The organism is Natrinema sp. CBA1119, from assembly GCF_002572525.1.
Lineage (GTDB): Archaea > Halobacteriota > Halobacteria > Halobacteriales > Natrialbaceae > Natrinema.
In genome coordinates this window covers 1-20,453 of the sequence record NZ_PDBS01000007.1, presented here as the reverse complement: position 1 = coordinate 20,453, position 20,453 = coordinate 1, and the positions used below count along the sequence as shown (strand labels likewise).

The following is a 20,453-nucleotide window of genomic DNA, read 5'->3' as shown; positions in this document are numbered from 1 at the left end:
GCCGGTCATCCGTGTCGTTGGTGTCACTCCGTTTATTTTAAGTTTACAGAACCCAGGTGTGATGTACTTCGAAAAGAACCTCAATTTCCACAAGGAGTTCGTATATCAGGTCGGTGGTCGATTGGTAGATCTTGTTGTCGCTGTCGTTCTTGCACTTACTTTCCGCAGCGTTTGGGCTCTTGTGGCCGGCATTGTAGCGATGAATTTCGTGAAGTTTATTCTCTCTTATGCGATTCACGAATACCGCCCCAACATTGAGTTCAATCTCGCATATGGAAAAGAAATGTTTGGCTTTGGGAAGTGGTTGCTTGTGTCGGCAATCCTTCTTTCCTCTACGGACAGGGAGACGATGCGTTCGTTGGCTGGTTCTTTGCGGCGAGTTCGCTTGGTGTCTACCAATTGGCATATCGGTTCTCAAACGCTCCTGCAACTGAGGTCACACACGTTATTTCACGCGTAGCGTTTCCGACAATGTCGAGGGTTCAGAATGATACCGAGAAACTTCGTGAGGGGTTCCGTAGGGCTGTCCAGCTATCAACAACGGTGGCTTTTCCGATGGCAGCTGGTATTGCTGCCGTTGCACCCCAGTTTGTTCCTGTAGTTCTTGGCGATCAATGGAGGTCGGGAATCCCAGTGATACAAGTCTTAGCAGTATATGGTGGAATCCGTGCATTCGGGGCGAATGTCGGAGCCGTTTATAACTCAACAGGGCGACCAGATATTGGAGCAAAAATACAGGCTCTACAAGCCATCGCGTTAGCAGCCGTAATATATCCTGCTGCAGAGTGGTTTGGGCTCATGGGTGTTTCATTTGCTGTCGTAATAAGTTTAATTCTGCCACTCCCAATTTCTCTCCACTATGTTTTGTCGATCACTCAACTACGCGCTATTGAGTTAGTTAAGTTGATCATGTTCCCATTAATGAGTAGCATCGTAATGGCTGGCAGTGTCATAGCATTAAACGTCTACATTCTGACGGGTGAGAGCGTTTTTGCTTTCACGCTACTCATTGCCACAGGGTGTATGGTTTATTTCGCTCTGATGTACATTTTCGAGCATTTATTCAATGCCGAATTCATTCAACTGTACCGTATAGTGAAGCAGGGGATATGATGAGATCGATTCTATGACACCTCTCAACAACCTCTACTTGGGAAACAAAGTTCTATAACATCCACGGACTGGCAGACAATTAAGAATTGATTTTTTCTAATGCGAAACTTCTGTATCCGTCTGTTTCAAGTGACAAGTGTGAAATCTGCCAATTTTCCTGTATACAGAACTCGTGAACAGCAGAAATAACACCGTAGGGACACCCTTTGAGACATTGCCTACACAGTAATCGTGGCCTGCGATAACTCCATCTTCCTTCACTTTCCTCTGTGACACATAGAGTTCCTTTGATGTTTGTTCATATGAGTGTGTTGTGTCAATATACACCAGGTCAAAGAAGTCGTCTTCAAATTCACTCAATGCTATCTCCGACCGTTCTCTCACTATCGAAACTTCCGCGAGATCGTCAAATTTTTTCTTCACCTTCCTCATTTCTTCCTCTCCATATCTTTCTGTCTCCCATACATCAACAAGGAAAAGTGATTCGGGCTCCGTTATAGACAGAATTTGTTCTGAGAAGTTACCTTCATCCACCCCAAGTTCTGCGACTTTGCCTTCTGTAGGAAGGGTTGTTAGCATCTCTTCCCTACTCGGATGTATTGATACATTTCTTATATGTTTATCCGGGAGAGTTTCGGGAACAGACTGCATATAATCTATAGTTTTTATAGATTCATTTTCTGGAATCACCGTACGATATATTCCTTTCAATAGCGGGTGAAGGCGACCCGGTGTAATTTCCATTATTTTACTCTTGTATTCATCTTGGGACAGCATTCTTGGTTCTTATAACCTGCTCACCCATCTTCACATCTCCGGTTGCTATGCAGTCTCAACGCTTCATCAAAACCGAGCTTCGAGAACTGCCGAAGTGCCGCAATCGCAAGCAGCGCGATTCCGAGAAGGCCGAATGCCGCCGGTGAAAGCAATCGAGCGAGAATAACGATCTTCAAGAGTTGTAAGATACGGTCAGCGACATTGATTCCAGCTACCCAGATACCGCTCTGTATAGCTTGGTCTGCTGTTGACCCGCCCGCAGTAAGACGTTGGTAAACAGTTCGCAGTAGTTCAAGCACTCATAGCAGCGTTCTTTCTCAGTTATCAAATAAGCCTCGTTTGGCAATCTACTACCGGGATAGGGGCATTCCGTGAACCACTACTGGGCGACGACTTATATCTTAAATCGGAGAGTTCTGAGGGCTTGTTCTGTGTCTGGTCTCAGGCCATTGACACCGACGCCGAGGCCATTGACACCGACGCCGAGGCCATTGACACCGACGCCGAGGCCATTGACACCGACGCCGATTAGTAGAGTCGTGTGGAATTGATTGTTATGGGCATCGTTGGATTTGGCACGGGGCGGCTACGGACAGACATGGCGTACAATGCCATCAGAGCGGCCCTGAAGACGGGCTACAGATTTTTCGACACCGCTCCGATATATGATACAGAACCAATGTTGGCGGATGCCATCAAAGATGTGGACGTCAACCGCTCTGACCTATTCATTGGAACGAAAGTTGAAAGCCAGCATCTCAAGCCAGATAACATCCGTAGACAAATCGATCAGAGTCTGAAGGCGCTGGAAACCGACTACGTTGACCTACTGTACGTCCACTGGCCTGCCCACACCTACGACCCCGAGCGGACCTTCAAGACTTTCGAACAGCTCAGAGACGCCGGAATTGTTCAGTCTGTAGGGATATGTAACGTTACCACAGATATCCTAGAAGAAGCCGTTGAGTCCTCCCCGACGTCGATTGATTACGTCCAAATTGAATTCCACCCGTACCTGTATCAACATGACATCCTTGAGGCCGCTCGGGAACACGGTGCAAAGGTGGTCGCCGCATCACCCTTCGCACAAGGATGTGTCCTCAACGACCCGGTTGTAGAAGGACTCGCTGAAAAAAAAGATATCTCCCCCGCGATGGTCGTCCTGGCCTGGTGCCAGGCTCACGGAACTGTTCCAATCCCGTGTTCTTCAAGATCAAAACACATTTACGAGAACTTTCGCGCCGCCGAAGTCAATCTCACCCCTGCCGAAGTCAAGCGCATAGATGATCTTGACGCTGGCGAACGGTTCACTGACTACGAATTTGCACCCTGGAATGGCTGATAGTAGTTATATGCTCAACCTAGCGATGTTGGAATCAAAACCGCGGACACTGGCCTGTCATTTCATAGTGATATTGAATGCGGTTAAGAAGTATACACATGATAGCAGCTGACAGCATTAACGCGCTAATTTCAAGTTCCCTCATACTGTGTTCAAAAATGTATTATGAAAATAGCTCATATGACAGAAACATTCCCAAAACTTTCTACAACTTTCATTGTTAACCAACTTACCGGTCTTATTGATAATGGCCACGATGTTCAAGTTTACGGCACTCAACCGGGTGAAAACTTCCACCATGATGTGATTGACGAATACAACCTACAAGATAAAGTGAGCTACTACACCAAGCCGCGAAGCTATCCCGAGGGATTCAAGTTACTTGTTACTTCAATTCCTGAACTCCTTATTGGTGGAGTAAGTCCCTCGAGAATATTCTCCACCTGTCGACACGGGAAGTATATGCCCGAAGAACTCAGTATAATGCGCAACGTCCTCAGACACCGAGACGGTACTGACGTATTTCATGCACATTTTGGCCCCGTTGGCAATCGCTTTTTATCCTCACAACCGTTGATGGAAAGTCCACTGATTGTTTCTTTTTATGGTCGTGATGCTAGTGTAGTTCCCCGCTCAAACCCGAGGGTTTACGACACCCTGTTTGAGAAAGTAGATGCTCTAACGTGTTTGAGTGAAGATATGAGAGGGGATCTCACAGATATTGGTGCACCACCTGAAAAAATATACAAGGTGCCAGTATGTATAGACACAGATAATTTTGAATACAAGGAACGACGATTAGGACCTGACGAACAACTTAATATTTTGACTGTAGCTAGGTTTGTTGAGAAGAAAGGGCTGCAGTATGCCATTGAAGCAGTTGCTAACTTGGACGTAGACAGGAAAATATCGTATACTATTGCGGGCGATGGACAGCGCCGAGAACAGCTGGAAGAACTTATTGAAGAATTGGACGTGAGTGACCGAATCGAACTTCTTGGCTGGCAAACTATGGAAGAGATTACACAATTAATGATGGACGCCCATCTGTTCCTTCTACCCAGTGTTACGGCTAAAAATGGTGACAAAGAAGGAACGCCTACGGTATTACTTGAGGCTCAGGCAGCCGGACTCCCTATTGTTTCGACAACGCATGCTGGGATTCCCGAAATAGTTGACGACGGCGATGCGGGCATTCTCGTTCCCGAACGTGATGCCATGGCAATCACAGATGCGCTGAGAGAACTCATTGAGCATTCGGAGCGTTGGCCCGAAATGGGTCGTGCAGGTGAGAAATATATTGAGACCCACCACTCTGTTGAAGTCGTTGTTGATGAACTACTTGATCTCTATCAAGCACTATAACGTGGAGTCAAGAAATTGAATTCGGGCCAAGCTAGGTGTCACCAACATGGCATCGGTTTCAAATACGAGAACATTGGAAATCGGAAGGCTGTCGAACGTGTCTTCAGAGAAGTAAAACGACGGACGATCAGTTCCTTGAACTGTTTCAGCGGGCCGAAGCAGAGACAGCCTATGATTGGCTTCGGTCATTCAGATTCGCATGGAATCAGCTTATCTGAACACGTATACAAGTGTGGCGAATGATTTATAGCCTATCTCTAAGAATAGAGAACAACTGCGGTACCGAATCAATGTTAATATGTATACTGAATACTACGTATGTATTCTAAGTATTAAACAATGAGCGGAGATATCGTTGTTTATACAGCTGTTTTTAATGACTATGACGTGCTTCTACAACCAGAGGTAACGCCTAGTAATGTTGATTTCATATGTTTTACTGATGAGAAAGACATCGCAAAAGGGGTTTGGGAACCCCATCTTATCAATGAGTATGAGATCTCGCCAAAGCTAATGAGTGGAAAAGTGAAAACTCTTCCTCATCAATTCTTTTCAGAGTATGATTATAGTGTCTGGGTTGACGGAAACATCCATATTATCGGAGATATTCGAAAAGTACTCAAAGAATGTTTACAAGATCAAGAGTCGAATATGGCTGTTCCTTCACATCCTAGACGGAGTTGTATATATGATGAAGCTGAGGCTTGTATTAGACTAGACAAAGCCGATCCAGAGAGAATCCGTGCACAAATGAAGCGATATCGGAATCTAGGATTTCCAGAGGAGTATGGGCTGAGTGAAACGAGAATTCTACTGCGGAAACACAACGAAGAAGAGGTTGTTGAGGCTATGGGAACGTGGTGGAAAGAATACAAGAAGGGCGCTGAACGTGATCAACTCAGCTTTGAGTTTGCCGCTTGGAAATGTGATTTTGAATATAAGAACTGGGTCGTGGACTATGAAAATTCAGAGTATTTTCGATTGTATCCTCATAAGATATCTAATGAACGCTTTGGAGATGTCTGGGAGTTATTATTACGAACTCAAGCAAAGCGATCAGGTACTTCGGCAAGGTTGTTAGAATTATCCCGAGGTGCTTTGGGTATATATGCAGACGAGGGATTGATTCCACTTTTAAGAAAGGCTTCCGACTTCCTGTGGAAAAATAAGCGGTAAATCGACGGTATTCAGGTGAAGATGAAGGATGAGAGGGCGCTTGTGTTTGAATGCCTATATAAAAACAACCCCTCAACAGCTGTTTGGAAAGAGTTGTATCCTCAAAACTAGACTCAAACGCTGAATCAGCGTCCAACCTCACCGTCCTTTCCTGCTAACGATCAATTTTGCAAGCGCTTTTTATGACGTGTATGGTAATCACACCTACCAGTCCCTGCGTATCTGCCCGTTTCAGTATGAGAAGCGGGCCGGTGCTAAGGACACCGACCCAGGGGCTGTCGAGAGGACAACCCATGCAAATCAACGCTGCTGACACAAATGAATCATTCGAACTGACGCATAGCACCGGACGTGATGCTGAGGCTGACCTGCTTGATACGCAGGTCCGCGGTGTCCACGTTCTTGAGGCAATCGAACAGAACGACGAGTTGCGTGACCGACCCGTCCAAGTTCTCTGCCCGAACTGTGGTGGGGAAGTCGAGCAGTACGAAGACGGGCTCCCGTCGTACGTGTCGTGGTTCAAGTCGCGGTGTTCGGACTGCGAGGTCGAACTGCGGCGGTGGAGCGCAGTCGCAGTCGATGCCGCGTACACTGAGATGGTGACGCCGTCAGAGCTGGTTGAACTCGTCCAAGCGTACTGGGATCGGCACCTATGGGACGGGATTCAGACTGCTGAGAACTGTCCCCGGACGCGTGAGTTCACCGAGGCGTACTCGAAGCGAGCGCAGGAGTACGGCTGGGAGTGGAGCCCGACATGTCCCCTGTGTCGACGGACGCTCGACGAACTCGGGATCAGCTGGTTGGACTACCATCATTGGCAGAAAGAGCCTGATGTCGGGATCTGCCTCTGTCGAAACTGTCACGACGACATCAACGGTGGGGACTGCGACACGAACGTGGACTGGCAGGCACGGAAGCTCGGGTTGAAGAACAAACACGACTTGCAGATCCTCAGGCTAGCTGCCCGGGAGCACTTGGTCGAGCCTGCGGCCTCGCTCGGTGCGTTCGCTGCCCGGCTCGTCGAACGGTATAATCTCATCCAGACCCCCGAGGCCGTTCGAACGATCATCGACCAGGCTCGGGAAAGCGACGAGGTGCAGTCCGTGATTGACCACGAACTCCCCGACTGTTCCACCCGATGATGTCGGGATTCACCGTCGAGTATTCGCCTGCGTACCGTCCTCGTCGTAGGATTCGATACGAACCGCACGACGACGGGGATGGGTACTGGCGGATCATCGAAGAGTGGGACGGCGACAGGTGGTGTGTCGAACGGCGAGAAACGATCACCGATGTCGCGTACGAGATTGATGCCGACCGGCTCTACTCTGAACCGGTAGGGTAATGCAACGTCTGACGTGCGGCAGACAAGTCTCTAAGAATGGGTGGTCAGGATTACTTACCTTTTTAACGCGCAGGTGGTTACGATTACGTACCACAAACTAGGCGATGCAACGCGCCTGAGAAACCACAGGTGCCCGGTCGAGGAGTCTGGTTTGGCAGCCCGCTCCTCGAACGGGTGTCCGTACCTGTGGTTTCTCGGCCCGGGAGCAAAAGTATTGCCCTTTCGTTAGGGCCACCTCTGCGCAACGGGCTGGCGTCAGTTGGCGTCGGGTGCAGGACACAGGTGAGTCATGAGTACACGCAAGCCCGACCCCGACGAGCAGACGTATTATCGACCCTCGCAAGCCGTGGAGATTGGCTACGAGAGCGAGGTGAAGACAGTAACCAACTTTACAAGCCTTTATGAGGATTCGTTCAGAATTCCGAGGCGACGCACACGCCAAGCTAAGGGAAACGTAACCGCACCGAGAAACCGAGAGAGTTGGACACCTCTGGTTTCTCGGGCAACTGAATTAAAGCTTGCCCTCTCGGCCAGCGGCAGCGCTGTCGGTCAGGCCCAGGGCAGCTGTCCCGCGCAACGAGTGTGTGCAGACAGCGTAGCCATGATTGCATTTGCCCACTTCGAGAGACCTCATCTCGGGGACCCAATCGCCCGCTCCGGCAGGGAAGCAGACAGTTCTACCCCTCTATCCGGCGCAGAGGGCGTACAGTCCCCACCGAGCCGTATCGTTTCGCCTACTGACGCCAGTTGGCCTCTTGCTGCCGACCACGTACTGCATCCGTTCTTTCGCGGTGAACGACAGCCCGTACCTCGCCTCACCAGATCGGAAGCCTGCGACAGCGAGGTGATCCGATGACCGGCGGGTCATCGCTCGATTGGGGCGGGCTGTACGAGGATACCCGGAAGTACCTCGGCATAAGCGAGGGGGAACCCGTCCCGGTTGCAGAACTTCGACTGCAGGCTGAAGCACTCGGATACTTCGGTGGCGATCTTCCCGAGGGGCATCCGAAGAAAGATCATGAACGGAAGCAGTTTGCTGGCGAACTTCGGCGGCAGACCGAACTGGTGCGAACCGGCGATGGTGTGAAGCCAGCTGAGTCTGACTCAGCCGCGACGCCGACAGCAGCGGGAAGCGACGAAGCCACCCCAGAACCAGATGGAGAGAAGTCGGCTGTCGAAGAGCGGGCGCGGGAAGCGTTCCGCGTCGCCATCGAGTACTTCCATGGGCAGCTTGACCGGACGATCCGTCCGCATACCGACGACGGTGACTACCCGGACCGGCCTACCACGGCGCGTGAATACTTCACCGACGTTCGCGGGTGGGACGACGAGACGCTCGCAGCGAACCAGCTCGGGTATGCGCCTGCCGGGTCAGGGCTCCTCGACCGGATGATCCAGGAAGGGTTCGACCGGGAGACCCTCATCGCTACCGGGCTGTTCAACGACCGTCTCGACCCGCTGTGGAAAGGCCGGTACGTGCTTCCGTACTTCGACGGTGACGGCGAGCCGGTGTACGCGATTGCTCGGACGACCGGGACGAAAGGCGGTGGGGCAGCCGGGTACGACGGCCACCCGCGCGACCATCTGGCCGGGAAGTACGCGAAAGTCCGGCACACTGACGACCGGGTTCCGTTCGAGGAGCCGATCTGGGGCGAGCACACGCTTGAAGACGGAGAGCCCGTCATCGTCGCGGAAGGGATTGCGGACGCGATCACGGCGCATGAACGCGGGTATTCTGTTCTGTCCCCAGTGGCGAAAGAGTTCAAGCGGAAGCATTTCGGGCCGCTGCTCGACGTGTTGGCGGCGCACGATGTTCCAACGGTCTACGTCATCGCTGACAACGACCCGGTTGGCTTCGGTGAAGTCTCCGAATACGACGGTGACGCTGACCGGATTCGAGATGCTGTCACGATTCCGCCGACCGCGCCGGGGATCGGTGGAGCGCTCCGCACGGCAAGTTACCTCGAAGACCACGACGTGACGGTTCGGGTAGCGATGCCGCCTGCACAGCTCGGTACGAAGGCCGACCTCGACGAGTACTTGCAGGACTGGGCGGAGACGCCGGCGGCGCTGATACGGAGTGCCCGTCCGCCCGAAGCGTTCGCCGGATACGAGGCTGCAACGCGACAAACCCGTGACCGGGCAGCAACTGGCGACGCTGACTGGGACGACAATAAGAACGATGACGGCGACGCCGGGGGCGGGTACCGGTCGGCTCTCTGGGAACTCGATCTCGGAGATCTCCTGAACGCCAGTCAAGGTGATCGCGGGAAGAACCCGCTCGGCCACGTGGGCGACTCGGAGAACTACTTCGTCATTCGTGAAGGCGAGTCCGGCGACCTGGTCGCGCGTGACTACAAGCGCGATGTCGTGTATAACGCGCTCACGTACCTGCTGGTTGACGCCAGCGAACGGTCAGTTACCAGTCCTGAAGGCCATCTGTCTGACCGCGATGTCTGGGTTGCGTGGAAACAGGCCCGGGACCGCGGTGACCTGAAATCCGGGGACGCTGTTCCGTACCGAGCGTTGTTACACATCGTACGCGCGCGTGACCTCTGCGATGAACACCGAATTCCGGACTCGACCGATGACAGTCTCCCGGCAGCCGCGTATAACGCAGCGCTGGAGTATGTCGAAGAGACGGTTGGAGACCCTGGTCGAGAACCGGTCGAACCCGGCAGTCGGAACCATCCGGACGAAGTCGATCCGACAACGCTGGAGCTCACGCTCGATGCTGAAGTCGCCTGGCGGGCAGCCAGAACTGTCACACCTGACGATCTTGATGAAGACGCTGAACGCGAATTGAGTCTCCCGACGAGCGACGGGAGCTGGGTGTGTCCGGTCACAGGTGACGTGGTAGACATCGTCCGGGCGGTCGCGCTCGAAGAAAGGTTGATCGAGCAAGGTGACGAGCGACTCGTTGATGGCGTCTACGATGAAGCGTACAGAATCGCGCGAAACCGGTACGGTGCGCCGCTCCCGCAGTACGTATCGCAGGCGACGGCGACCGACAACTGGAACGTCATCCAGGGGCTGTTTCGCAGCTAACTCATTACCATCTCTCCGAAGTCGAATCCGAAGTGACCGGCGACGGAAGCGGTGATCCCGATGTGGTCGCTGAACTCGATCCGTGCTGGGAAGAGTCGAACTCGGGACGACGCATCGTTGCCTTCCACAGCGGCGCGTTTTACTGCCGTGAACACGAGCGCGTCCTCGACCCGTTACGGTTCATCGCGCTTGAAGAAGGCCTGATCAATCACTGTGACGACTCGCTCACAGGCGAAGACTTCCGACAAGCGTACCACGTCGCCCGCGAACAACGCGGTGCGCCGCTTCCCGAATGGACTGTCGGAGATCCCGACCACATCCCGGTGCTTCCGCCAGCGGAAGACCTTCTCGGAGAGTTCACAACCGATACCAGCGCGCTCGATGAGGCCCGCAGTGATGTCGAGGCGCTGTACCGCGACCTCGCAGACGACCGTTCACAGGCGAATCTTCTCACCGCGCTCCCGGCGCTCGGGAAAACCACGTCGGTCGTGAAGAACGCGACCGACCACCCTGCTCTGTACCTCGGAGCACGGCACGAGTTAATGGATGAAGTCGCCGCGAAAGCTGAAGACTACGGGCTGTCTTGGATGCATCTCCCGATTTTCGCTGAAGACGGCGTTGATGAGATGGCTGTTCACGACGCTGTCCGGCTCGTCCGTGAAGAAGGGAAAGACATCCTGCAAGACCGGGATGAGCTTGTTGAACGCATCGATGTGGATCTTGAAGACGATGAAGATGCTGACGACAGCGAGGTTCATGTTGAGGGCGACGACGATGACATCGAGTTGGATCGCGGGAGTTGCCCGACAGCCAACGGCGAGCACGGCGATGCGTGGGCGCTTGCTGTTCACGCTGCGCGAGCGCTGGGTCATTCGCCTCAAGAGCTCCACACCCATGCGAAGGCGCTGTTCGGAGAGGACCTACCCTGTCAAGACGACGGGCATGACTGCCCGTATTCGCTGGCGTGGGAAGCGGTCACTGATCCGAAAGCGCCGAAGGACCTGCTGATCGGCCATTACGGCCATGGCCATGTCGCGGGCGCGCGTACCTACTACGAGCGCGAGAACGACCGGACTGAGTTGGAGCCGCGAGTCGTTGCTATCGACGAGTTCCCAGGCGGCGCGTTCGAAGAGCAGTTCGGTGAAGCCTTCCTCGATCACGCGACGTGGCTTGCGCGGTCGCTTCATTCCGACGTTGAAGACCGGCAGGATCTATTCGAACAGGATCTCTGGAACGACGACGCCGTCCGTGGATGGCTAACCGGGACTGTTACTGACGACATCCCGGCGTTCGAACAGGCGGCTACCCGACTCGATGCGCTTCACGATGCCCTGGAAGTCTTACACGCAGCAGAACGGTTCTTAGAGGCTCGTACCGAGACGGTTGCAGACCTCGGGCTGACAGACGCGTTAAAAGCGGTTACGCGGCTCCACCCGACGTGGGACGTAGACGCTGTCAGCGCTACCCGAGAACGACTGCAAACAGCCATCGACGACGCGAGACAGAACTCGAACGCCAACACGGCGGTAGTGGACGAAGTTGAAGAAGACGTTCTCACCGGGCTGACAGACTTGCTATTCCCGTTCCAAACGATAGACGACCAGCAGTTACTCGCGGAGACGCCACCAGCCTGCCTCAAAGGCGACCTCGCCAGCATGTTTGATCAGGCTGTGAACGCCTTCGAAGCCAACCGTGAGGGGGCGGCGGAACTCGTGCAGGCGACGCTGACCGCTGTTGAAGGCGGAGAAGATGGGTGTCGGGAACTCGCTATTCACGCCCGCGACGGATACGCTCACCCGAAAGCGTACCTGCTGCTGTACGGGACGATAGCTGACGATGACGCCGTGACGGAGCTAACCACCGACGCGTTCGGATTCGACCTCGATAGCGACAGCGGAACGAACGTGAAGCAGGTCCGTCTCGGACGGAACACGGTACTGGTTGATCGGAATCATCACGGCGCGCTGATCCATGAACCGCCAGAATTCACCGCTCGAAACGGACAGCGGAACTCAGTAATCGGTCTCGACGCAACAGGCCGTGAGCACCTGTGGGAACTCGCTATCGGGCAAAACGTTGAACGGCGCGATATTCACGAGACGCCGCGAGCACGCCGAGAGTTCCTACAGCAGACGCTGAACCTACAGGTTGTACAAACGACGCCGCATACGAAAACCTACGAGGGGAGTACGAAAGGTAAGAACTTCGACGGCGACATCGCCTTGGTTCGAGCCGTCGCAGAAGAGTACGGCGCAGGGCGGTTGCGACGGGATACCCTCACGTCAACGTCGAAACCCGGGGTGATCACTACGAAAGTCGTTCGGCAGGAAATCGAAGACGAGATCGAGGACGACATCAGCGCGATAGATCACTACGGGAACGTGACCGGGTCGAACGCTATGGGCGAGTTGAATCTCGGCGTCGTACTCGGGTGTCAGCACTTCGGAGACTACACCGTCGAAAAATGGGCAGCGCTCGCGGGGGAACAGGTGTCACGAACCGGACGCGGTGAAGCCCTCGACTACGGCTGCCCAACCGGGAATACGTACCTGAAGCATATGCGTCAGGACCAGACCTTGCAATCGATTTTGCGGTTCGGGCGTGACGAGGAAGGCGCAATCGTGTTCGCTCATACCGCAGCGCTGCATGAAGATCTCCCCGTCGTTGGAGACGGAGCTGTCGTGCGAGCGTTCTCTGAAAGCACGCAAGAAGTCGCCCGGGCCGCCCAGCAGTTCCGCGATCAAGAGTTCACCGTGAGCGATCTTGTCGACACAGTCGATTGCTCGCGCCGGACGGTGAGACGAGTTCTCGCAGAACTCAGTGAAATGGGATACCTAGAACGACACGACGCAGGTGAAGGGCTGGCTAACGAGTATCACACTATCGATGAGCCCGGCGTTGGAGACGTGGAGCTCCCGACAACCGATGCGCCTGGACCTCAACCCGGGGGGGACGACCAACCCGGACAGGATACCTTAGAACAATATTATACGTGGTTTGTCCGGGTTCCCTCACCGCAAGACGAAGATAGGTCCCAACATGGAGTGGGAACAGCAACCCTTCCTGCTCCAGATGAGATCACAACTGGTCCGCCCCCCGGCTAGCAGTACTCACTGCCGCTTCAGCCGGGTACCGAGAGGCGGTGCGAACAGCGGTTGCTTTCTCGGTAGGTGCTTGAACGGCTACTTGCCACGATTTTAACCAACAGTGGGATTACGATTTCCCGTTGTTGGTTAAGGTTCTCTCGTTGCGGGTTTACTGGTTCTCGTTACCGCCTACTGGCGCGGGCCAGATGTGAAACTCTCGAACTACGATATGGTCGTGCTGTGAGTCCGCGTTGCAGACTGTGAATATGAAAAATAGCCATTTTCTATGAAGTCATGTATTCACTACATAGATACTACCGCTGAGAGCTTGAAATTCTCCAGTTAGCGGGGTAACTTTCCAACCATTTATTTAATTGCCCCTATGAAGTAACTTTGCTAACATGCCAGGAATGACCTACAACCCGCTCGGCCTCTCGGGCCAGCGGGACGAGAACGGTACGTTCAGAGCAGCACCGGACTCACAGTATATCCGGTTCCGTGAGACCGCGAAGGACGGCGATGTCCTTGATGAACTCATCGGCCTGACACTCACCTCGACCGGTATCCGAGCAGCAGCGATGGCTCACATGAAGCCGTCGTGGTGGCGTAACGGACCGAACGAGCGACCGCACCTTCAGATCCCCTACGGGGAGATATGCGAGCTCGGTTCGGGCAACGGGAGCGGCGGAGACACAAGCCGGGAAGGCGTCCCGTGTTTCCATTGCCGGAACCGGGCAGACAAACGGTGGGCCCCCGCCGGTGCGGATTTCACGCCGAAGTCCGAGGCAGGTGTCCGACCGATTCCGGTTCGGGATGACGACACGATCCACATCTTGAACAGTTACTTCGACCTCTACGAGAACGTCACGTCGCAAGGGACGATCACTAATCGAGTGAAAGGCATTGCCGACCGGGCGGGTTTCGAGCGACGGGTAGTTGCGCACGATCTCCGCGACACGTACGGTACGCTGCTGGCGAAGAAAGACTTCGGACCCCACAAGATCAAGACCCTGATGGGGCACGCGAACCTCGAAGAGGCGATCAAGTACATCAAACTCGCTGGAGAAGACGTGCAAGACGAATATGATGATAAGTGGTGACCCGCCTGAGGACCTCAGCGAACGTCAGCTGCTACTCTACCCAGGCGAGCAGTCACTCCCGCTCCTCGACGAAGGTATAGACGCGTTCAGGAAGGCCAGTCGAGAAGGCGACCACAAGGATCGCCTCATCGGAGAAGGGATGCTCTTGACCGGGCTGAAACCCGGGACGTTTGCCCATATGACTGAGGAGTGGTTGGAACGAGAAGGAGATCGGCTCTTCGTCCGGATTCCAGGCGATAAGGTCGAATGTGTCGTAAGTCCTGGACGTCGAGGTCGAACAACAAGTGGCGGCGGGTTGCCGTGTAAGGACTGTAAGCGGTTGAGAGATGGCTACTGGACGCTGAACGGGACGCTGCAACCACGGAGAGTTCCGGTACCGGAGCCTGGGTTTGCGCGCTTCATAGAGGCGTACTTTGCTACACACGACCGCGTCTGTACCCCTGGAACAGTGAATCATCGCTTGGGGAAGATCGGTGAACGGGCTGGCTTTGAGAAGACCGTCTCGGGGAGCAATCTTCGGATGACATTCGGGAAGATGCTGGCAGAGAAAGGTTTCAAGAGCGATGTCATCCGTCGTGTGATGGGTTTCCGAGATAATAACCAAGGCAAGGCAATGACCCAACGGTATTTCATTCTCTCAGAAAAACACGGGAACCCGGTCTATCACTGTGAAAAAGAAACGGTCTCCGGAGCCCCTTGCGAGCGCGAAGTTTTCTTCCCGGATCGGACGTGCTACCTTCATGACCATGAGTCGTAGTCGTTCGGTTGGAACGACTTCACGAAGGCCTGAAAACTGAGTTTACCAGCGTATAAGACCATCAGCGAGTGTCAACTATATATGAGGGAACGGCAAGCTAGGGCGATCAACGCCCCGCACGTTTGGATCGCACGACTCACCGGATCAGTCAGTGATTACACCGGATTTTGTAGCCGCCGAACAGCTCGACGCTGGGTCGAAGAACGTATCGAGACGGACAGCGACAACGCCGGCTGGACGATTGGTGAGTCAGTCGATACGTATCACGTCCCGGATCGCCCGGAAGTGGGACGCGTAGAACTTCTCGTCGTTAGTGATGCGACGGCGATTATACACCAAGACATATAAAACAAATAACTGTTCAGGCGATTTGCTTTCATTTGTTCTTCCAAGCACCGCTAAGAACATCGCTCACCGCTTCCGCTGTTTCCGACGCATCAATATGCGAGTAAGCATCGTGAGTCGTTCGGATAGACTCGTGACGCAACGCTGACTGCGCGAGCTCAGCCGATTCCCGGTAAAGCAAGTCCCCCAATCCTCGTCGAGCGCCGTGTGGTTTCAGATACCCGCCTTCAACATCGATTTCAGCCTGTTCACACAACCGTTTCATCAACGTTCGTGCCCCTCGAACTGTGATAGCAGGCGGCGATATATCGTGTTCGCGGAGAATCTCTTTCGGCGGTTGATCGTCTAAGAGCGATTCAGTTGCTGAGTCTTCCCATCCACGCTCTCGAAGTTCTCTTCGAATTGTTCTGTACAGCGACGGGACGTGTGCCGTCGGAAATACAGGCCAGTCGTTTGAAGCGGGCTGCTGCACGTCGTAGTGACGACGAAGATGGTCCTGGGCTTGAGACGGGAGCTGAGCGTACTCCCACTGTTGATTTTTCCCGAGGACGCGTAACGCTCCATTCTCCAAATCGACGCGTCCCCACCACAATCCCTGTCGCCCATCTCGGTCATCTTCGGTGTCACGACAGATTTCTGCGCCCCGCACACCAGTCGATGCCAATAGCGAGACCAACGCCCGGTTCCGGATGGGAATCGCTGCTGCGTCCATTCCCCCGCCATTGAGGCTTTCATCGATACGCTGGGATAGGTGTGCGAACAACGCTTGGACATCTTCGGGCGTCCAGAATTGCCGATCCGGTTCGGTCGTGTTTTCGGGGAGTTCTTTCGTAGCTCTCGTAGCCGCAGCAGGATTCGTGTCGATCAGCCCATCTTCAACAGCCCAACTGAGACAGGCTCGGACTGTCGCATAGTATGTGTTCGCAGTCGAGGCAGCGAACTCGCCATTCCGGACCCGCTTACGGAGTTCCTGCGCGTATGCCCGCATCACGCCGTCGTCGATCTGCTCTAATCGAGACCACCCCTTGGGTTCAAGCCACGTAACCCACCGTCCAAGCGCTGCTGAGGCGAGTCCTCGGTAGTTCCCCCCGCCTTGCCCCTTAGCCTTCGCTTCCAAGTAACGCTCTACAACCCCGTCAATGCGGGCTTCGGACGTCTGTCCCGGTCGTGTGGTCACGATTCGTGGTCACCTGACGGCAAGGTGGTGTCGGAAACCACTTCTCTTTACTGGTCTAAAGAGAAGTGACTCACCACACCCTATTTCGAGTCAAAACCGCAAGGCGGCGTGGTGTTCGACCTTCCCATAAATCACAGACCGCTATACCGAAAGTTGGGGTTATTTCGCCAGGCAGTTAACCTTAAGATTATTCTTAAAGTTAGTCAAAGGGTGGTGGCGGTAGCCTCGTGTGATATTAACCAACATCAGCAGCAGAAGATATACCCTGGGCGTTGGTTAAAGCAAAGGTCCAGCCTGCCGACTTCCCGTCGTTAGAGGTGTGGAGTCCCCGAGATCGAGATGTGAGATCCTATGTTGGCCCTTGACACCAACGAAAAGCCTTATTGTATGTTGGCGTGTTGTACCAACATAGGTGGCATAGATGGGATCGACGGTCATCTACGAGGATCAAGATACGTTCGACGACGGTACCCGATACGAGATGATCGCCACCGCCATCCCAAAAAGCGACGACTACCCCGAAGGAGTCAAGTACCGATTCCAGTACATGGCAGAAGACGGTAGCACGCTACTTCGGTTCGACAACTATCCGAACCATCCCGGGGTAGACCGCCACCACTACCACACGCCTACCGGTGTCTACGACGACATTGAGTACACCGGCCTCAAAGCCCACGTCCAGCAGTTCTACAACAAGATGGACGACCGCCGCGAGAGGTGACCAACCATGCCCGACCAACCCAACACACCCGACGACACCGACGATGCCAACAGCACCGACTCTGGGACCGAGGAGATCGTGATGGACGACATCGAAGCCGAGGCAGGCTTCCTCGAAGACCGCGACCCTGAGGACTACCCCTCGGTGCTCCGGATCACGTCCGACTCTGAACAGGCGCACCGCCAGGACGCGCTCGACCGCCTCGACCGCTGGCAGGCGGGTGAGGAGATCCCGCACGTCATCAACTTCCAGAACCCGAGTGATCTCAGAGCATTGCTCACTGACCGTCGCGTCGAACTCCTTCGGAGTATCATGACCGAGCGCCCGGACAGTATCCGCCAGCTGGCCGAACGCCTAGACCGCGATGTCAAGAGCATTCACGACGACCTTCAGGTCCTCACTGACTACGACATCGTCCACTTCGAACAGGCTGGCCGGGCGAAGCGCCCGTTCGTCCCCTTCGACACCATTGAAGTCAGTCTCGAAATTTCGACACCGCGCCCAGCTGATGATGCTGCACCGGCCTGAACTATCGTCAGTACCGTCGCAGTCGAATCTACCGCGCCGAGGCTGTCGGCCCTATGCGAAGAAAGCGAACGAATGAACTTACAGACCCAACGATGACTGAGAACGTTGATCCTGATGACCCGCGACCTGAAGGACACTACTATATCGCTCGGGACGCCGAGTGGCATTACGTAAACGACGACCTTGCTGAGACGATCTCTTTGGGCCCGGCGACGGACGGCGAGCCGGGCGACGATTGGGTGCTCTCGTTTACGCCTGAAGCCGCGACTCCGGATGACCGCGAGCGCGTTTGCGTTCGGCTGACACCATGGGCGCTCCACGAACTGTACATCGAGAGCAAGAACCTGTCACCTGATGCCCGTCAGGCTGGTCATAGCGCCGAGTGTGGCCTCTGTGGAGAGCAGGTCCCGCTCGACCAGGCGTGGCCAGACAACCGAAAGGAACCGTGTCACCCAGAGTGTTACGCCGACGCATTCGGCGCACCACCGTGGTACGATGGCCGCTGATCAGGGATGCATCTTTAGTGCGGTTTGGCTACGATTTTACCGTCTGTGACCCACCCTGTGGCGCTGTGGGCCAAGTTTAAGATTAATATTAGGCTTAGGCAGGAGTCCGAGGTCGGAGCAGCTCCCCTACGACGCACCGGTGAGCGTTAGAATTCGCGCTCGATCTCTAACTTCCGCATGGCCTTCTCAAACACCTCTGGATGGCGATGAGCCAATTTCTCTAAATGGTCACGGATTGACTGCGCAGGGTTTGCTTCGACTTCGTCAGCATTCTGAAGCTCCTGATAGAAGGCATGCATTTCCGTCGTCACTGCAATCCCGACAGTCTTCTCCTTTGGCGCGGACCCGCTGTTGAGCGCGTCCAAGTACTGCTCGGGATCGAACCCATCGTTACTCTCACCAGAACGAGTTGCTTCCTGGTCTTCCTCTGCTGCGTCGAACGCGTCTGTCATCGGGTTATCGCTCATAGTTAATCTTAAGCTTAGTATTATTCTTAGGCGTAGTCTTCAATCGTTTCGTCAGTGATTTCGATTCCTTCGTCAGCAGCGAATTGCCGCGCCCCAGCTCGATACGCATGATAACACTGCTGGCGAACCGACCGCGGCGTTCCATCTGACCGGTCAACAATCGTCTGAATCGCAGACGCAGTGTACGGGTCTGACAGGTACCCGTCAGTGTACTCCTCGTCACGAGCCCATGCTAACCACCGGGCGATCAACTCTTCCGTCTCCTCGAACCCGAATCGTTCCAACGACCGGTTCTTCGCCACCAACCGAGACGACAAGGTCTCCCGGAGTTCATCAATCCGATCCGCTGCGGTCGGAGTTCCAAACAGGAACAAGATGAACACGGGTTCGCTCTCACCGAGGTCTCCGATGCTCTGTAATCCGGCTAACAGCTGCTCGAACGTACGCGTATTCCGTGCTGCGTCTTCGAGTTGGTCAACCTGGACGATACACGTCAGCCCAGTCTCCTCTAACTGATCAGCAACGTCTTCAACGACTTGCCGAACCTCATCCGTTGGATGCGGATACGTCTCCGGCACATCGAGCGCCTCGTACTTCGACAGTTCATCCAAGAGCCGGGTGTACAACCGTCGCGTCGTGATGCTTTCGACCTCGCGGATTCGAGCGATAGCGAACTCGTCGCTGCGGGGCCCATCACTCAGAGCGTCGTACACGAGCTCTCGGAAGTGCGTCTTCCCCGCCCCTCGTTTGTCGATCACCGAAATGTGCCCAGCACGCGTCAGTATGTGCGAGGCAACCTCTTGGAGAAGATCTTCGTTGACCCGGACGGCAACGCGCGCGTCGGGAAGCGATTCCGCAGCGAACGGTGTTCGACCCTCAACGAGGCCCAACTGCTCACCGTACCGAGCATGAGCAGCCTCGGCATCGTCGAGCGCCGCGGTGAACTGATCCGACATAACACACGCGGGTTGACGTTATCCCTAACCTTAAGATTAAGTCAAATATAGATGGCGGATCTGGCAAGACTGGCTTCTCCATATATCACCAAGTTGGGGTGATTTCTAGTTGAAACTCTGAGACCCCTCGTACAGGTTTGCCATTCATCCCGAACTGATGATCAGTAACTCTGTTTTCGCCTGCGATGATTCTTTTAGTGAGACCGCTTACGAAAAGGCAAACGAGGATTATTTGATGGTGAGTGAATAACGCTGAGATCAGTGATTGAACGCCTTCGGATTGTTTATGAGCGTCTTACTGCGGGCGGGTCAACAGCGGAAAAAGCCCTACAGAGTGGTATCTGGGTGGCTGGAATCAATGTTACTGACCGTATCTTGCAACTCCTGAAGGTCATTATTCTCGCTCGATTGCTTTCACCGGCGGCATTCGGTCTCCTCGGAATCGCGCTGCTTGTAATTGCGGCACTCCGGCAGTTCTCAAAACTCGGTTTTGACGAGGCATTAATACAGCACCAAGACGACGATGTAGACGCCTACCTCAACACTGCTTGGGTAATGAAGATCGTCCGTGGGTTCGGAATCGCGGTCGTAGCGTTTCTCGCAGCCCCGTACCTCGCGGTATTTTTTAGTGAACCGCAAGCAGA

17 protein-coding genes and 2 pseudogenes are annotated in these 20,453 nt (G+C 54.4%); 14 read left to right on the top strand and 5 right to left on the bottom strand.

Annotated features, from left to right (window positions below):
- Positions 1 to 61 precede the first annotated feature (61 nt).
- Positions 62 to 1,113, top strand: a pseudogene (locus CP556_RS27640) (oligosaccharide flippase family protein).
- A 96-nt stretch (positions 1,114 to 1,209) separates the two neighbouring features.
- Here the strand turns inward: CP556_RS27640 and CP556_RS22170 are convergent.
- Complete coding sequence (locus tag CP556_RS22170; protein ID WP_176548302.1) at positions 1,210 to 1,857, bottom strand: class I SAM-dependent methyltransferase; 648 nt, start codon at positions 1,855 to 1,857, stop codon at positions 1,210 to 1,212.
- A gap of 53 nt (positions 1,858 to 1,910) precedes the next feature.
- The gene (locus CP556_RS22165; RefSeq protein WP_255291565.1) at positions 1,911 to 2,189 is read right to left on the bottom strand and encodes an oligosaccharide flippase family protein; all 279 of its coding nucleotides are present in this window, start codon (positions 2,187 to 2,189) and stop codon (positions 1,911 to 1,913) included.
- A gap of 242 nt (positions 2,190 to 2,431) precedes the next feature.
- Between CP556_RS22165 and CP556_RS22160 the strand changes: the two genes are divergently transcribed.
- From CP556_RS22160 to CP556_RS22115, 9 genes and pseudogenes are all read left to right on the top strand, one after another.
- The gene (locus CP556_RS22160; RefSeq protein WP_141551740.1) at positions 2,432 to 3,232 is read left to right on the top strand and encodes an aldo/keto reductase; all 801 of its coding nucleotides are present in this window, start codon (positions 2,432 to 2,434) and stop codon (positions 3,230 to 3,232) included.
- Between the two features lie 180 nt (positions 3,233 to 3,412).
- Positions 3,413 to 4,597: a glycosyltransferase gene (locus CP556_RS22155; protein WP_176548295.1), complete on the top strand. Its 1,185-nt coding sequence runs from the start codon at positions 3,413 to 3,415 to the stop codon at positions 4,595 to 4,597.
- Positions 4,598 to 4,633: 36 nt separating this feature from the next.
- Positions 4,634 to 4,815: pseudogene (locus tag CP556_RS22150) on the top strand (IS6 family transposase); the annotation flags it as partial.
- A 121-nt stretch (positions 4,816 to 4,936) separates the two neighbouring features.
- Entirely contained in the window at positions 4,937 to 5,773 is an 837-nt protein-coding gene (locus CP556_RS22145) for a glycosyltransferase domain-containing protein (RefSeq protein ID WP_098727763.1), read from the top strand.
- 293 nt (positions 5,774 to 6,066) lie between these two features.
- Positions 6,067 to 6,915, top strand: a complete 849-nt coding sequence (locus CP556_RS22140) for a hypothetical protein (protein WP_098727764.1) — start codon at positions 6,067 to 6,069, stop codon at positions 6,913 to 6,915.
- Between the two features lie 1,055 nt (positions 6,916 to 7,970).
- Complete coding sequence (locus CP556_RS22130; protein WP_098727800.1) at positions 7,971 to 10,166, top strand: primase/helicase family protein; 2,196 nt, start codon at positions 7,971 to 7,973, stop codon at positions 10,164 to 10,166.
- Between the two features lie 32 nt (positions 10,167 to 10,198).
- Positions 10,199 to 13,270: an SgrR family transcriptional regulator gene (locus CP556_RS26255; RefSeq protein WP_176548301.1), complete on the top strand. Its 3,072-nt coding sequence runs from the start codon at positions 10,199 to 10,201 to the stop codon at positions 13,268 to 13,270.
- A 383-nt stretch (positions 13,271 to 13,653) separates the two neighbouring features.
- Complete coding sequence (locus CP556_RS22120; protein WP_098727766.1) at positions 13,654 to 14,352, top strand: tyrosine-type recombinase/integrase; 699 nt, start codon at positions 13,654 to 13,656, stop codon at positions 14,350 to 14,352.
- Positions 14,339 to 15,109 carry a site-specific integrase gene (locus CP556_RS22115; protein ID WP_176548297.1) on the top strand — a complete coding sequence of 257 codons (771 nt, stop codon included), beginning with the start codon at positions 14,339 to 14,341 and terminating at the stop codon, positions 15,107 to 15,109. The genes CP556_RS22120 and CP556_RS22115 overlap by 14 nt, the downstream gene beginning before the upstream one ends.
- 376 nt (positions 15,110 to 15,485) lie before the next feature.
- Here the strand turns inward: CP556_RS22115 and CP556_RS27430 are convergent, their stop codons facing one another.
- The gene (locus CP556_RS27430) at positions 15,486 to 16,166 is read right to left on the bottom strand and encodes a tyrosine-type recombinase/integrase (RefSeq protein WP_176548298.1); all 681 of its coding nucleotides are present in this window, start codon (positions 16,164 to 16,166) and stop codon (positions 15,486 to 15,488) included.
- Positions 16,167 to 17,052: 886 nt separating this feature from the next.
- On the opposite strand from CP556_RS27430, the gene CP556_RS22105 reads away from it, so the two are divergent.
- From CP556_RS22105 to CP556_RS22095, 3 genes are all read left to right on the top strand, one after another.
- Complete coding sequence (locus CP556_RS22105; protein WP_098727754.1) at positions 17,053 to 17,352, top strand: toxin-antitoxin system TumE family protein; 300 nt, start codon at positions 17,053 to 17,055, stop codon at positions 17,350 to 17,352.
- 6 nt (positions 17,353 to 17,358) lie between these two features.
- Positions 17,359 to 17,880 carry an HVO_A0114 family putative DNA-binding protein gene (locus CP556_RS22100; protein WP_098727755.1) on the top strand — a complete coding sequence of 174 codons (522 nt, stop codon included), beginning with the start codon at positions 17,359 to 17,361 and terminating at the stop codon, positions 17,878 to 17,880.
- A gap of 92 nt (positions 17,881 to 17,972) precedes the next feature.
- Positions 17,973 to 18,386 carry a DUF8161 domain-containing protein gene (locus CP556_RS22095; protein ID WP_098727756.1) on the top strand — a complete coding sequence of 138 codons (414 nt, stop codon included), beginning with the start codon at positions 17,973 to 17,975 and terminating at the stop codon, positions 18,384 to 18,386.
- Between the two features lie 146 nt (positions 18,387 to 18,532).
- On the opposite strand, the gene CP556_RS22090 is transcribed toward CP556_RS22095, so the two are convergent.
- A complete protein-coding gene (locus CP556_RS22090) occupies positions 18,533 to 18,853 on the bottom strand; it encodes a hypothetical protein (protein ID WP_218011998.1) in 321 nt (106 codons plus the stop codon).
- A gap of 26 nt (positions 18,854 to 18,879) precedes the next feature.
- A complete protein-coding gene (locus tag CP556_RS22085) occupies positions 18,880 to 19,809 on the bottom strand; it encodes a hypothetical protein (RefSeq protein WP_098727758.1) in 930 nt (309 codons plus the stop codon).
- A 261-nt stretch (positions 19,810 to 20,070) separates the two neighbouring features.
- Between CP556_RS22085 and CP556_RS22080 the strand changes: the two genes are divergently transcribed.
- Positions 20,071 to 20,453, top strand: a 383-nt coding sequence (locus CP556_RS22080) for an oligosaccharide flippase family protein (RefSeq protein ID WP_176548300.1), incomplete at its 3' end; no start/stop codon positions are given.